The organism is Bradyrhizobium sp. CCBAU 51753, from assembly GCF_015291565.1.
In the GTDB taxonomy this organism is placed as follows: Bacteria; Pseudomonadota; Alphaproteobacteria; order Rhizobiales; family Xanthobacteraceae; genus Bradyrhizobium; species Bradyrhizobium ivorense.
In genome coordinates this window covers 5,339,397-5,352,376 of record NZ_CP030037.1, presented here as the reverse complement: position 1 = coordinate 5,352,376, position 12,980 = coordinate 5,339,397, and the positions used below count along the sequence as shown (strand labels likewise).

Below are 12,980 nucleotides of genomic sequence, written 5' to 3'. Positions count from 1 at the left end.
TGGAGCGAGGTCGCTCCGCTTCGCTCTGGTCGAACCCGCCGGACCCGGATACGCTTTCCCCAACAACGCGTGTCAGGGAGGCACCATCATGGCGAAGCTCGAACATCATCGTCCCAGCGGCCTGCATCACAATCCGGCCTATTCCCACGTCGTGGTCGCCTCGGGCGCGCGCACGATCTACATTTCAGGACAGGTGTCGGTGGACGAAGAGGGGCGGGTGGTCGGTCCCGGTGACCTCGCCGCGCAAACGACGCAGGTGATGACGAACCTCGGGCTGGCGCTGAAGGCCGCTGGTGCTAGCTATTCCAACATCGTCAAGATCACCACCTTCGTGGTCGGCTACAAGCCGGAGCTCCGTCCGATCATCGGCAAGGCGCGCGGCAAGTTCTTCGAGGGCATGGAGCCGCCGGCCTCGACGCTGGTCGGCGTCACCGCGCTGGCGGCGCCGGAATGGCTGATCGAGATCGAGGCGGTGGCGGTCGTGGATTGACGCTCTTTCCACGTCATTGCGAGGCGCGTAGCGACGAAGCAATCCATCTGTCCGCGCACGCTGAAGCATGGATTGCTTCGCTTCGCTCGCAATGACGGACCCTGCGGAGGCCGCGGAGTCTACTCCTCGACCTGCTTCTCCGGTCCCTCATAGGCAATGCCCCGGATCACCGCGGCGTTGCCGAATTTCTTGCGCAGATTGTCCATTGCGCGCTCGGCGTGGGCGGAGCGGCGGTCGAGCATGTCGGAATCGCCCGCCTGCGCGCCCGGGCGCAGCGCGCTGACGCCGGCGCCCATCAGGCGGAAGGCGGTGCCGTCGATCTCCTTGGCCAGCATCTCGCGCGACACCGCAAAGATCTTTGCCGCGAGCTGGGTCGGCGACTGGATCGACTGCGAGCGGGTGCGCTGGCGGAAATCCGCGGTCTTCAGCTTCAGCGTGATGGTGCAGCCGGAGAGCTCGCTGGTCTTCAGCCGCGCCGAGACTTTTTCCGACAGCTTCCAGAGCAGTCTTTCCAGCGTCGCGAAGTCGCGGATGTCGGTCTCGAACGTGGTCTCGGCCGAGATCGTCTTGGCGCCGCGATCGGCCACCACGCGGCGGTCGTCGATGCCGCGCGCCAGCCGCCAGAGACGGCGGCCTTCGCTCGCGAACTGCTTCATCAAATCGTTCTCGTCGGCGCGCTGCAGGTCGGCGATGGTGCGGAAGCCGCGCTGCACCAGCTTCTCCTGCGTCGCCGGGCCGACGCCGTAGATGAAGCCGACCGGCTTGTCGGCCAGCATCACGCGGGCCTCGTCCTGGTCGAGCGCGGCAAAGCCGCGCGGCTTGTCGAGGTCGGAGGCGATCTTGGCGAGGAATTTGTTGCAGGACAGGCCGACCGACACCGTGATGCCGACCTCGCGCTCGACGTCGTGGGCGAATTTGGCCAGCACCTTGGCCGGGATCATGCCGTGGACGCGCTGCGTGCCCGAAAGATCGAGAAAGGCCTCGTCGATCGACAGCGGCTCGACCAGCGGCGTCAGCGCCTGCATGGCGCGGCGTACCTCGCGCCCAACCCGGACATATTTCGCCATGTCAGGCGGGATCACGGTCGCATCGGGGCAGAGTTCCAGCGCCTTGAACATCGGCATCGCCGAGCGGACGCCGTAGGTGCGGGCGATGTAGCAGGCCGCCGAGACCACGCCGCGCTTGCCGCCGCCGATGATGACGGGCCGGTCGGCGATCTCAGGATTGTCGCGCTTCTCGACGGTGGCATAGAAGGCGTCGCAATCGATGTGCGCCAGCGCCAGCGCCGGCAGGGAGCGGTGACGCACCAGCCGCGGCGAGCCGCAATGGCTGCATCGCTTCGCCTTGATGTCGAGATCGCCGAGACAGTCTCGGCAGAAACTGAGGGGGCCGTCGAAAGCTGCGGCTGCCGTCGTCACGGCACGTCGCGCTCCCATTGCGGGTCGCCCAGCACCTGACGGGCGGCAGCGACGTTGGTCGGGTGCAGTTCCGAGGCCTTCGCGAAGGCCTGCACGGTGGCATCGTCGCGCATCACGAAATCGAGCACGCTCGCAAGAAATTGCGGGTCGGACGCCGCGTTCCGCAACGTCTCCGGACCGATTCCGGTCTCGGCCAGGAACAGACCCAGCCGTTCAGGATCGCCGGCAATGAAGCCTAGCGCCTGAATCGCAACGATTTCAGCGACTTCCCGGGGGTTGTGAACAGGCTTTTTCAACGCGCCGGTTTGCCTTTCCGTTAACTTATGGTCTCTAATGAGAGGCCCATCATGCCCGAGTCTTCCGCGCATGTTCAAGCAACGGAAACCACACTGCGGAAGTTGGACTTCGGGTTAACGGGTTGGAGCGATTCAGGCGCTAGTTTGAATTCACATTTTCGACGCGCCCCGAGCGCGGTGCGTGAGGTGCCGCAGCCGGGCCCGTTTCTTGAGGTTTGGGAGGGACGGGATGGCCAAAACCGTCCTGATCGTGGAGGACAACGAGCTCAACATGAAGCTCTTTCGCGATCTGTTGGAAGCGCATGGCTATCAGACCTCGGGCACCAGCAATGGCTTTGAGGCGCTCGATCTCGTCCGCAAGCTGCGCCCTGATCTCATCTTGATGGATATCCAGCTGCCTCAGGTCTCCGGCCTCGAGGTCACGCGCTGGATCAAGGACGACCCCGACCTGCGCACGATACCGGTGGTCGCTGTTACAGCCTTCGCCATGAAGGGCGACGAAGAGCGCATCCGCGAGGGCGGCTGCGAAGCCTATTTGTCCAAGCCGATCTCGGTCGGCAAATTCATTGAGACTGTCCGACGCTTTATCGGATAGGGGAGTACCAGTTCAATGTCCGCGCGTATCCTCGTCGTCGACGACGTTCCGGCGAACGTCAAGCTGTTGGAAGCCCGCCTGTCAGCCGAATATTTCGATGTGCTGACTGCATCCAACGGAACCGAGGCCCTGGAGATCTGCGCGCGTGCCGAATGCGACATCATCCTGCTCGATGTGATGATGCCTGATATGGACGGCTTCGAGGTCTGCCGCCGGCTGAAGTCCAATCCGGCGACCCATTTCATTCCGGTCGTGATCGTCACCGCGCTCGACAGCCCGGCCGACCGCGTGCGCGGGCTCGAGGCCGGCGCCGATGACTTCCTGACCAAGCCGGTGTCCGACGTCGTGCTGATCGCGCGCGTGCGCTCGCTCACCCGGCTGAAGATGATGACCGACGAGCTGCGCATGCGCGCCGTCACCTCGCTCGAGATCGGCATGCAGGCGCCGGAGCGCAGCGCGATTGCCGACAAGGGCATGGGCGGCCGCATCCTCCTGGTCGACGACCGTCCGTCGTCCTACGAGAAGCTGGCGCCGATCCTCGCCAGCGAGCACACCGTCGATGTCGAGACCAATCCGGCGGAAGCGCTGTTCCACGCCGCCGAGGGCAATTACGACTTGCTGATCGTCTCGCTCAGCCTCGACAATTATGACGGCCTGCGGCTGTGCAGCCAGGCCCGCTCGCTGGAGCGCACGCGCCAGGTTCCGATCCTCGCGATCTCCGATGCCGACAACAACACGCGGCTGATGCGCGGGCTCGAGATCGGCGTCAACGACTATCTGCTGCGCCCGGTCGACAAGAACGAGTTGATGGCGCGGGCGCGCACCCAGATCCGCCGTCGCCGCTACACCGACCATTTGCGCGACAATGTGCAGAACTCGATCGAGATGGCGATCACCGACGCGCTGACTGGCTTGCACAATCGCCGCTACATGGAGAGCCATCTCGCAACGCTGGCCGAGCAGGCCTCGATGCGCGGCAAGCCGCTGGCGCTGATGATCCTCGACATCGACTACTTCAAGGCGATCAACGACACCTACGGCCACGATGCCGGCGACGACGTGCTGCGCGAATTCGCGGTGCGGATCCGCAAGTCGATCCGCGGCATCGATCTCGCCTGCCGCTACGGCGGCGAGGAGTTCGTGATCGTGATGCCGGAAACCGACCTCCACGTCGCCGGCATGGTCGCCGAGCGGCTGCGCCGCTCGATCGCCGGCGAGCCGTTCTCGGTCGACAAGGGCGGCACCCGGATCGCGGTGACGATCTCGATCGGCCTCACCACGCTGGAGCGCAAGGGCGAGCCGGTCGGCGATGTGCTGAAGCGCGCCGACACCGCGCTCTACCGCGCCAAGCACGACGGCCGTAACCGGGTGGTTTCGGCCGCGGCGTAGTCGGCTCTCGTAGCCCGGATGGAGCGAAGCGCAATCCGGGAATCTTGCCAATTGCTCGAGGGACCCGGATTTCGCTGCACTCCATCCGGGCTACGAAGCGCTACGAAGTATCCTAACGCCCGCGTCTCACCGCCTCATAGGCCATCCGCTTGAACTCGAACGCAAAGGGATGGACGAACGCCATCTGGCGCTGCGCCATCATCACGCCTGCAACGCCGGTCTTCGGCGAGATCCACCACTGCGTGCCGGCGACGCCGCCCCAGTAGAGCTCACCGGCCGCATCGGGATGATCGATCGGCGAGGTCGGGTTGAGGATCAGTCCGCCGGCGAGGCCAAAGGCCTTGCCGGGCTGCTCGCCCATCATCGCAAAGCGGATCCATTGGCCCGGGACCAACTGATTGGTCATTACCTGCGCGATCGTCTCGGGCTTGAGCAGCGTCGGACCGCCGGGCAGCAGGCTGCGGATCAGCGCGACCATGTCGTGCATCGTTGAGACAAGGCCGCCGCCGCCGTTGAAGCGCGGCACCGGCCGCAGGTAAGCGCCGGGATAGGGCGAGTTGTCGGTCCGCGTCAGTCCTGGCTTCATCGGATCCATCAGATCGGCGCCGGCGTAATAGGCGACCAGCCGGTTGTGGTCCTTCTCCGGCACGAAGAAGCCGGTGTCGACCATGCCGAGCGGATCGAGAATCCGTGCCTTGATGAACGCGTCGAACGGCTGGCCGCTGATGACCTCGACAAGCCGCGCCACCACGTCGATGGCAACCGAATATTCCCATGACGTACCGGGATGGAAGACAAGCGGCAGATCGGAAAGGCCGTCGACCATGTCGGCGAGCGTCGACAGCGGATTGAGGATTCTGCGCTCGTTGTAGGCCTTGAAGATCGGCGTGCCCGGATCGAACAGGCCGTAGCTGAGTCCGGCGCTGTGGCTGAGCAAATGACGAACGGTGATCGACGATCGCGCCGGCTCGGTGTCGTCGATCGACGTCGCGCCAGGCCGCAGCACCTTGCGCTTGCCGAGCTGCGGGATGAATTTCTCGATCGGGTCGTCGAGCTCGAGGCGGCCTTCCTCGACCAGCAGCAGCGCGGCGCAGGAGGTGATCAGCTTGGTGTTGGAGAAGATGCGGAAGATGTGGTCGGTGTGCAGCGCCGTCTGCGCTTCCTTGTCGGCCCATCCGACGCAGCCCACGTCAACGATGTCGCGCCCAGTCAGAACCGTCCAGGAGATGCCGGACAACAGGTCGTTGTCGATGTAGCGCTGCATGGCCGCTCGCGCCGGCGCGAAATCGTAGCCGGCGGCGGTCACCTTCAAATCTTCCATGGTCGCTCCCCTGTTGCGCCGCAGGCCGTTGGCGCTGCTATCGGCAATCTCGCCTGACGGAATATCCAGCGAGAGATGCCGTCACGCGTGGACGCTAACAACCAAACGCGACACGGGGACGCAACCGTATTCAGCCGGCGCGCGGCTTCGCGGCGCCTGATGTGCCGAGCTTCACGCCGGCATTGGCCAGCAGCACTTTTGCGGCTTCCCTGGCCGCGCGCGCCATCGCGGGATCGTCGCGCACCAGGTCCTGCGCGATCGAGCCGTCGACCAGCAGCACGAGCTGGGTCGCAAGCCCTTCCGCATCGGCGACGCCGAGCTGTTGCAGCAGGTCGCGAAACCAGATGCGGCGGCTTTCCTTGAAGGCGACGGCGATGTTCCTGACGGTGCGGTGCTCGTCCTCCGGGCCGAGCTCGGCCACCGCGTTGACGAACGGACAGCCGCGAAAATCCTCCGCCGCGAAGCGTCGCTCCAGCGAATCGAAGGTGGCGAGAATCTGCTCGGCCGGTGGCTTGTCGGAGGGGCGGGGATCGACAAAGCGGCGCCGCAGATAGGCTTCGATCAGCGCCTCCTTGGACGGGAAGTGGTTGTAGAGCGTGCGCTTGCTGATGCCGATCTCGGCCGCGATCGTGTCGACGCCGATAGCGCGAATGCCCTGCAGATAGAACAGTTTGTCGGCGGTCTCGAGGATCCGCTCTTTCATGCTCTGTATGGGAGGCGGGGAAGCCATGCGCGGGCCGGGATCGTCTTCGCTTGACAGCACCACCCCTGTATAGCCTAATTACACAGGTCTGTGTAACTAAAACACATGGGAATCGCAGGACGCGGCCGTCGAGCTGTGCCCGCACGGGAGAATAAGAACAATGCCCCTGTTGCAGGTCCTGCGGCCCACGCTGCCCATCCTGATCGGCGCCTCCATCATGCTCACGCTGAGCATGGGGCTGCGGCAGAGCCTCGGCATCTTCCTGCAGCCGCTGACCCAGGACATCCACATCTCGGTGTCCGATTTCACGCTGGCGCTGGCCGTGCAGAACCTCGCCTGGGGCTTTTTGCAGCCTTTGGCCGGGGCGATGACGGTGCGTTACGGCTTTCGCCCGATCATGCTGGTCGGCGCGCTGCTCTACATCGCCGGCCTCGCGCTGATGACCGCCGCGCATGGGCTGGTCAGCGTCATGATCGGCGGCGGCGTTTTGATCGGCACCTCGCTCGCCTGCACCGCGGCGGCGATCGCGATGTCGGTCGCGGCGCGCGCGGTGCCGGAGACGGTGCGCTCGACGGTGCTCGGCATCGTGTCCGCCGCGGGCTCGCTCGGCGCGCTGCTGTCGGCGCCGATCGGCCAGATGCTCAATGAGGGTTTTGGCTGGCGCGTCGGGCTCGCCGGCTTCGTCATCCTGTCGGTCTTCATGATCCCGGCGGCGTGGTACGCCGGCCGCGTCGACAAGGTCCCGCTGCCGAAGCCTGCGGCCGACGACATCGGCAACGCCACCGCCGCGATGGCCACCAAAACCGCGTTCGGCAACGCGTCGTTCGTGGTGATGACCTGCGCCTACATGGTCTGCGGCATGCAGCTCGTCTTCCTCACCACGCATTTGCCGTCGTATCTGGCGATCTGCGGCCTCGATCCGATGCTGAGCGCGCAGACGCTCGGCATGATCGGCGGCTTCAACGTGCTGGGCTCGCTGTTCTTCGGCTGGGCCGGCCAGCGCTGGAACAAGCTGGCGCTGCTCGGCGGCATCTACATCTTCCGCTCGCTGGCGCTCGCCTGGTATTTCATGCTGCCGGCGACGCCGGCATCCACGCTGCTGTTCGGCGCCATCATGGGCTTCCTGTGGATGGGCGTCGGTCCCTTGGTCGCGGGCGCGGTCGCCGAGATGTTCGGCTTGCGCTGGCAGGCGATGATCCAGGGCCTCGCCTTCATGAGCCACCAGATCGGCAGCTTCCTCGGCGCCTATGGCGGCGGGGTGCTGTACGACGTGCTCGGCTCCTACACCATGGCCTGGCGCATCGGCGTCGCGCTGGGGCTTGCGGGCGGCATCATCCAGGTGGCGTTCGCGCTGATCCGGCCGTCGCAACCGCCTGTGCTCAAGACCGCTTAACCTTCAGATCCATGCGTGGTCGGTGACTGCTCCTTGTGAGAGCAGTCACCGCTTGCTGCCTATTTTTCGATCAAGCGCCTGCCGCAAGAGCGTGCAGTGGCGCGCGATTCCGTTCTGGCCGCGGATCGAAGTTGCAGCACTTTCAAAGCGTTACGCGGCGCGCATCGGTGGCACGAATCTTGTTTCGATTTGGCTAGAAATCGTACCGGAAGCCCTCGCCAAGGTTTCCGGCCTGGGGACTTATGGGAAGGGCTGGCCGCGATGAGGCTAGTCGCCGTCACTCTCCAGCCATCTGCGCGCGACGGCCTTGGCAGCGCCGCCGAGCAGGCCCTTGTGCCTTGCGTCCGGCCAGATGCCGCCACGCGTTCGGTGCTTCGCGCCACCCGCATCACGGCACGTCGAGACATTCCGAAAACCCAGCGCGCAGGTGTGCCTTTCGGCGCTCATGCCTCGAACGCGACGCGCCCATTCCGAACACCAACATGTCTTGTGATGGGAGGAAGATGATGGAGTATGCGACATACACGCGCCGGAAGCTCGCGAGAATCGTCGTTGCCCTGCTGGGAGTGGCGTTTCTTTGCCTGCTGTTCAGCGACCCGGCGCTAGCCGAGGACGCTGGGCCGCCGGCCTGCGGCGGCAAGATTCTCGAGAAGTGCACGCCGAATTCCGGCGACACCGCCTGGATGCTCACATCAGTCGCGCTCGTCCTGATGATGACGGTCCCGGGGCTCGGCTTGTTCTATGGCGGCATGGTGCGCAAGAAGAATGTCGGCGATACCGTGATGACCAGCTTCGCTGTCACTTGCCTTGTCACGATCCTGTTTGCCGTCCTCACCTACAGTCTGGCGTTTCGTGCCGGCACGCCGTTTATCGGCGGCCTCGATCGCCTGTTCCTCAAGGACATCCTGAGCGACATCGGCAAGGGCGGCATCGGCAATCCCAATCCACTCGCCGCGACCATCCCTGAGTCCGTTTACATCTGCTTCCAGATGACGTTCGCCATCATCACACCGGCTCTGATCGCCGGCGCGTTTGCCGAGCGGATGAAGTTCTCCGCGATGCTCTGGTTCATCGGGCTGTGGGCGATCTTCGTCTATGCGCCGATCGCACACTGGGTCTGGGGACCCGACGGCATATTCGCGGCCGGCAACGACGCCGCGTGGGTGAAAGTGCTCGACTTCGCCGGCGGCACCGTGGTGCACATCAACGCCGGCGTCGCGGGCCTGATGTGCGCCATCATGCTCGGAAAGCGCAGCGATACCGGGCCGGCACACAACATGGTGCTGACATTCATCGGCGCTTCGCTGCTGTGGGTCGGCTGGTTCGGCTTCAATGCCGGCTCCGCCGTCACGGCCGGAATGCAAGCGGGCATGGCAATGCTGGTGACCCAGATCGCAACGGCGATGGCAGGCTTCACCTGGATGCTGGTGGAATGGGCGTTGAAGGGCAAGCCGACCGTCGTCGGCATCTGCTCCGGCGCCGTCGCCGGCCTCGTCGCGATCACGCCGGCCTCCGGCTTCGTCGGCCCCGTCGGCGCGTTTGCCATCGGCATCGCTGCCGGCGTCTGCTGCTACTGGGGATGCACCGGCTTGAAGCGCATGTTCAGCTATGATGACGCGCTGGATTGCTTCGGCGTCCATGCCCTCGGCGGCATCGTCGGAGCGCTGCTGACGGGCGTGTTCGCGGTCGAGCAATATGGTGGTACCGCGGGCGTTCTGGAGGGAAATGCCGGACAGTTCGTCAATCAGTGCATCGGCGTCGTGACGGTCTTCGTGTATGATGCCGTGGTGAGTCTGATCATCCTGTTCGTGATCAATCTCTTCGTCGGGCTTCGTGTGACGCGGGATATCGAGCGCGAGGGATTGGATCTGGCACTGCACGGCGAGGTCGTGCAGTAGGCTTGGCGGCATTCCGCAAGGCCGGCGATGTCAGCCGGCCGGCGCGGGATAAAGCTGTTCGAGGTGATCCCATGAACTGGTTCTATTGGAACACAGCGTGGTCGTTGTTCTTCAGCCTCGTTTGGTTCATGACCATCACACACAATCCAGATGCGCAGATCGCAGATGCGCATCTGCGCGATGAGGCGTTCAAGGGTTAGCTCCGGTAGTAACGCCACATCCTGAGGAACGTCCGGTGGATCTCATCGGGCGGCCGGTCGAATGGCTCGAGATTGACGCGCACCACGCCACGATGGTCCATGCGCCACGGCAAGCGCATCAGGCGCCGATAGGTCGGCCGCTTGCGCCAATCGGCCACCAGCGCACTGCCGAGCGGTCCGTTGAGCGCGATCTGCAACTCGTGAACGGTCATCGCGCGCTCGGCGATCTCGACGAGGTCGATGCGCGCGACGGCGCGCCAGCGGATCAGTCCGAAGGCCTGGATGAAGATACCGTACTGGTTGGCGCCGATGGTCGGACGACCGGCCTCGAGCAGGGGGATGTTGTAGTAGGTGAAGGCGGCGGCCGCCGCCGCCGGCGCCAGCCAATAGATTGCGCCCGTGATCCAGGTCGCGGTCAGGAAGATCGCGGCCAGCGCGGCCGTGACATAGACCGGAAAGTAGATGTCCTCGCGGCCGTAGGCGACCGAGTAGCCGCCGACGTTTCCCTCGTCCAGGCTTGCGATCATGTGGGCCCCGCACCCGGGACTTGTCCGGAAAACATGAGGGACGACACCAAGCCATAAAGCAAAAACGGGGCCGCGAGGGCCCCGTTCGAAACGTCGGAAGCAGACCGGCTTACTTGATCTTGGCTTCCTTGAACTCGACGTGCTTGCGCGCCACCGGGTCGTACTTCTTCTTGACCAGCTTGTCGGTCATGGTGCGCGAATTCTTCTTGGCGACGTAATAGAAGCCGGTGTCCGCCGTCGACACGAGCTTGACCTTGATGGTGACCGCCTTGGCCATGTGCAAAACCTCGAAAATAGGGAGATATCGGGAGCCGGCCAAATCGGCCCGCGTTTGGCCGGGAAACTAGCCACAAACCGCCAGAAGTCAAGGATTTCCCGGCCGAAACAGTGCCGATTCCGGCCAATTAGCCCTCGAAGAAGCGGTTTTTCGGCCGCGGCAGACCCAAATTCTCGCGCAGCGTCCGCCCTTCATATTCCTTGCGGAAGATCCCGCGCCGCTGCAGTTCCGGGACCACCTTGTCGACGAAGTCGAACAGGCCCTGCGGCAGATAGGGGAACATGATGTTGAAGCCGTCGCTGCCGTGCCCCGTCAGCCATTCCTCCATCTGGTCGGCGATGGTCGAGGGCGTGCCGACGAAGGCGAGCCCGCCATAGCCGCCGACGCGCTGGGCGAGCTGGCGCACCGTAAGCTTGTCGCGCGCCGCGACGTCGACCAGGCGCTGCCGGCCGCTCTTGCTGGCGTTGGTTTCCGGGATCGGCGGCAACTGGCCGTCGGGATCGAAGCCGGAGGCATCGGTGCCGAGGATCACCGACAGCGAGGCGATCGCGCTGTCGTAATGCACGCGGCTGTCGAGCAGCGCGCGCTTCTCCTTGGCCTCCTCGACGCTGTCGCCGACCACGACGAACGCGCCGGGCAGAATCTTCAGATGCTCGGGATCGCGGCCGATCCTCTCCATCCGGCCCTTGATGTCGGCATAGAGCTTTTGTCCGTCGGCCAGGCTGCCGCCGCCGGTGAACACGGCTTCCGCGGTCTCGGCCGCGAGCTGCCTGCCGTCATCGGAGGCGCCGGCCTGCACGATCACCGGCCAGCCCTGCACCGGGCGGGCGATGTTCAGCGGGCCGCGCACCGAGAGATATTTGCCCTTGTGATTGAGCGTGTGCATCTTCGCGGGATCGAAGAACAGCCCGGACTCGACGTCGCGCACGAAGGCGTCGTCGGCGAAGGAATCCCAGAGGCCGGTGACGACGTCATAGAACTCGCGGGCGCGCTTGTAACGTTCGGCATGCTCCATGTGATCGTCGAGGCCGAAATTCAGCGCGGCGTCCGGATTGGACGTGGTGACGATATTCCACCCCGCGCGGCCGCCCGAGATGTGGTCGAGCGAAGCGAAGCGCCGCGCGACGTGATAGGGCTCGTCGAAGGTGGTCGAGCCGGTCGCGATCAGGCCGATATTCTCGGTGCTGGCCGCGAGCGCCGACAGCAGCGTGAACGGCTCGAACGAGGTCACGGTGTGGCTGCGCTTCAGCGCATTGATCGGCATGTTGAGCACGGCCAGATGGTCGGCCATGAAGAAGGCGTCGAACTTGCCGGCCTCGAGCTTTCGGATCAGCTGCTTGATCTGGTCGAAATTGAAATTGGCGTCGGGCCAGGCTCCGGGATAGCGCCAGGCGCCGGTGTGGATGCTGATCGGCCGCATGAACGCGCCGAGCTTGAGTTGACGCTTCGCCATTGCCCCGTTCCATTGTTGAGGTCGTTAGCGGAACAGATAGGGAGGCGGTCCACGGCGCGCCATCCCGGCGGCGGCAGAAGATTTTTGCAATTTGAACGGCGGCTGGAGGATAAGTCCGCAACCGCCGGCCACATCGTCATTGCGAAGCGAGGCAACCCATCGTCCCGCTTGTTGAAGCATGGATTGCTTCGTCGCTTCAGCGCAAAATTGCTTTGCAATTTTGTCGCGAGCTCCTCGCAATGACGGTTGGGTGTGCATCACGCCCCCAGCACGTCCTTATGCATCTTGCCGCCGTAGAAATGGAAGAACGGCACCGCGGCATCATGGCGGAGCGGGCCGGTGGCGAGGCGGCGGTCGAGCTCGGCGAGCACGTTCTTGGTCATGGCATGCGCATCCGCGAGCGGCTCGGAGCCGATCTCGACCCACACCAATTCGACCAGTTCCGCATCGGCATGCACGACGCCCTCGACCCGGTGCGCGATGGTCGAGGCATCGGCGGTGAAGAAGCGGGTGTCGAAACGGCGGACGCGGCCGGGCGGTGTGATCGCGCGTGCGATCAAAAACAGGCCGGACGGATCGGGCAGCAGGCCTGCGTCGGCGAATGGCTTCCACGGACCATCGAGCTTCGTCGTCTTCTCGACCTTGCGGCCGAGGCAGAGGCCGGTCTCCTCGCAGGCTTCGCGGATCGCGGCGTTGGCCAGCGCACGCGCGCGGCCGGGCGTGATCTTCGGGCTGCCCTTCAAGAGATTGGCTTCAAGCTCAGGCGTGATCTGTGCTGCGACCGGCACGCGGTTATCAGCCTTGTCGACGCGGCCGCCGGGGAAGACGTATTTGCCCGGCATGAACACCACCTTGTCGTGGCGCTTGCCGACCAGCACCTTCGGCTTGGCACCGGAGCGATCGATCAGGATCAGCGTCGCCGCATCCTTGGGCCGGAAATAGGGGTGATGATCGGCTTCTTTTTCCCCTTGGTGGACAGCGGCAGCTTCAGTCATTTCATCCCTTTCGGCTCTTGTTGGG

The 12,980-nt window shown here is 64.6% G+C and carries 15 protein-coding genes; 7 read left to right on the top strand and 8 right to left on the bottom strand.

Features of this window, described 5'->3' with window-relative positions:
- Positions 1–88: 88 nt before the first annotated feature.
- Positions 89–490 (top strand): RidA family protein, encoded by a 402-nt coding sequence (locus XH93_RS24330; protein ID WP_194469432.1) that lies wholly within the window; start codon positions 89–91, stop codon positions 488–490.
- A gap of 119 nt (positions 491–609) precedes the next feature.
- On the opposite strand, the gene XH93_RS24325 is transcribed toward XH93_RS24330, so the two are convergent.
- Positions 610–1,926, bottom strand: a complete 1,317-nt coding sequence (locus XH93_RS24325; RefSeq protein ID WP_194469431.1) for a DNA polymerase IV — start codon at positions 1,924–1,926, stop codon at positions 610–612.
- Positions 1,905–2,204: a DUF3572 domain-containing protein gene (locus XH93_RS24320; protein ID WP_194469430.1), complete on the bottom strand. Its 300-nt coding sequence runs from the start codon at positions 2,202–2,204 to the stop codon at positions 1,905–1,907. The genes XH93_RS24325 and XH93_RS24320 overlap by 22 nt, the downstream gene beginning before the upstream one ends.
- Positions 2,205–2,433: 229 nt before the next feature.
- Between XH93_RS24320 and XH93_RS24315 the strand changes: the two genes are divergently transcribed.
- Together XH93_RS24315 and XH93_RS24310 are read left to right on the top strand one after the other, a co-directional pair.
- Positions 2,434–2,799, top strand: coding sequence for a response regulator (locus XH93_RS24315; protein ID WP_016845968.1), 366 nt, complete (start codon positions 2,434–2,436; stop codon positions 2,797–2,799).
- Between the two features lie 15 nt (positions 2,800–2,814).
- Entirely contained in the window at positions 2,815–4,188 is a 1,374-nt protein-coding gene (locus XH93_RS24310; protein ID WP_194469429.1) for a PleD family two-component system response regulator, read from the top strand.
- A gap of 112 nt (positions 4,189–4,300) precedes the next feature.
- Here the strand turns inward: XH93_RS24310 and XH93_RS24305 are convergent, their stop codons facing one another.
- Both XH93_RS24305 and XH93_RS24300 read right to left on the bottom strand, forming a co-directional pair.
- Entirely contained in the window at positions 4,301–5,509 is a 1,209-nt protein-coding gene (locus tag XH93_RS24305; protein ID WP_246799289.1) for a serine hydrolase, read from the bottom strand.
- 130 nt (positions 5,510–5,639) lie between these two features.
- Positions 5,640–6,239: a TetR/AcrR family transcriptional regulator gene (locus XH93_RS24300; protein WP_194469428.1), complete on the bottom strand. Its 600-nt coding sequence runs from the start codon at positions 6,237–6,239 to the stop codon at positions 5,640–5,642.
- Between the two features lie 133 nt (positions 6,240–6,372).
- Here XH93_RS24300 and XH93_RS24295 point away from each other — a divergent pair, with 133 nt between their 5' ends.
- From XH93_RS24295 to XH93_RS24280, 4 genes are all read left to right on the top strand, one after another.
- The gene (locus tag XH93_RS24295; protein ID WP_194469427.1) at positions 6,373–7,605 is read left to right on the top strand and encodes an MFS transporter; all 1,233 of its coding nucleotides are present in this window, start codon (positions 6,373–6,375) and stop codon (positions 7,603–7,605) included.
- Positions 7,606–7,657: 52 nt separating this feature from the next.
- The gene (locus XH93_RS24290) at positions 7,658–7,870 is read left to right on the top strand and encodes a hypothetical protein (protein ID WP_194469426.1); all 213 of its coding nucleotides are present in this window, start codon (positions 7,658–7,660) and stop codon (positions 7,868–7,870) included.
- A gap of 238 nt (positions 7,871–8,108) precedes the next feature.
- Positions 8,109–9,503: an ammonium transporter gene (locus tag XH93_RS24285; protein WP_194469425.1), complete on the top strand. Its 1,395-nt coding sequence runs from the start codon at positions 8,109–8,111 to the stop codon at positions 9,501–9,503.
- Between the two features lie 2 nt (positions 9,504–9,505).
- Positions 9,506–9,703: a hypothetical protein gene (locus tag XH93_RS24280; RefSeq protein ID WP_194469424.1), complete on the top strand. Its 198-nt coding sequence runs from the start codon at positions 9,506–9,508 to the stop codon at positions 9,701–9,703.
- Here the strand turns inward: XH93_RS24280 and XH93_RS24275 are convergent.
- The 4 genes from XH93_RS24275 to XH93_RS24260 all read right to left on the bottom strand — a co-directional run bounded on the left by XH93_RS24275 (position 9,700) and on the right by XH93_RS24260 (position 12,955).
- Positions 9,700–10,230, bottom strand: a complete 531-nt coding sequence (locus XH93_RS24275; protein ID WP_194469423.1) for a hypothetical protein — start codon at positions 10,228–10,230, stop codon at positions 9,700–9,702. The genes XH93_RS24280 and XH93_RS24275 overlap by 4 nt on opposite strands.
- Positions 10,231–10,339: 109 nt before the next feature.
- Complete coding sequence (rpmG, locus tag XH93_RS24270; RefSeq protein WP_018271988.1) at positions 10,340–10,507, bottom strand: 50S ribosomal protein L33; 168 nt, start codon at positions 10,505–10,507, stop codon at positions 10,340–10,342.
- 127 nt (positions 10,508–10,634) lie between these two features.
- The gene (locus XH93_RS24265; protein WP_194469422.1) at positions 10,635–11,960 is read right to left on the bottom strand and encodes an LLM class flavin-dependent oxidoreductase; all 1,326 of its coding nucleotides are present in this window, start codon (positions 11,958–11,960) and stop codon (positions 10,635–10,637) included.
- A gap of 257 nt (positions 11,961–12,217) precedes the next feature.
- The gene (locus XH93_RS24260; RefSeq protein WP_194469421.1) at positions 12,218–12,955 is read right to left on the bottom strand and encodes an NUDIX domain-containing protein; all 738 of its coding nucleotides are present in this window, start codon (positions 12,953–12,955) and stop codon (positions 12,218–12,220) included.
- Positions 12,956–12,980 lie beyond the last annotated feature (25 nt).

Bases quoted from the DNA above. Each gene is read 5' to 3' on its own strand.
- XH93_RS24330 (WP_194469432.1), top strand. From the start codon at position 89: ATGGCGAAGCTCGAACATCATCGTCCCAGCGGCCTGCATCACAATCCG.
- XH93_RS24325 (WP_194469431.1), bottom strand. From the start codon at position 1,926: ATGGGAGCGCGACGTGCCGTGACGACGGCAGCCGCAGCTTTCGACGGC.
- XH93_RS24315 (WP_016845968.1), top strand. From the start codon at position 2,434: ATGGCCAAAACCGTCCTGATCGTGGAGGACAACGAGCTCAACATGAAG.
- XH93_RS24310 (WP_194469429.1), top strand. From the start codon at position 2,815: ATGTCCGCGCGTATCCTCGTCGTCGACGACGTTCCGGCGAACGTCAAG.
- XH93_RS24305 (WP_246799289.1), bottom strand. From the start codon at position 5,509: ATGGAAGATTTGAAGGTGACCGCCGCCGGCTACGATTTCGCGCCGGCG.
- XH93_RS24300 (WP_194469428.1), bottom strand. From the start codon at position 6,239: ATGGCTTCCCCGCCTCCCATACAGAGCATGAAAGAGCGGATCCTCGAG.
- XH93_RS24295 (WP_194469427.1), top strand. From the start codon at position 6,373: ATGCCCCTGTTGCAGGTCCTGCGGCCCACGCTGCCCATCCTGATCGGC.
- XH93_RS24285 (WP_194469425.1), top strand. From the start codon at position 8,109: ATGATGGAGTATGCGACATACACGCGCCGGAAGCTCGCGAGAATCGTC.
- XH93_RS24275 (WP_194469423.1), bottom strand. From the start codon at position 10,230: ATGATCGCAAGCCTGGACGAGGGAAACGTCGGCGGCTACTCGGTCGCC.
- rpmG (WP_018271988.1), bottom strand. From the start codon at position 10,507: ATGGCCAAGGCGGTCACCATCAAGGTCAAGCTCGTGTCGACGGCGGAC.
- XH93_RS24265 (WP_194469422.1), bottom strand. From the start codon at position 11,960: ATGGCGAAGCGTCAACTCAAGCTCGGCGCGTTCATGCGGCCGATCAGC.
- XH93_RS24260 (WP_194469421.1), bottom strand. From the start codon at position 12,955: ATGACTGAAGCTGCCGCTGTCCACCAAGGGGAAAAAGAAGCCGATCAT.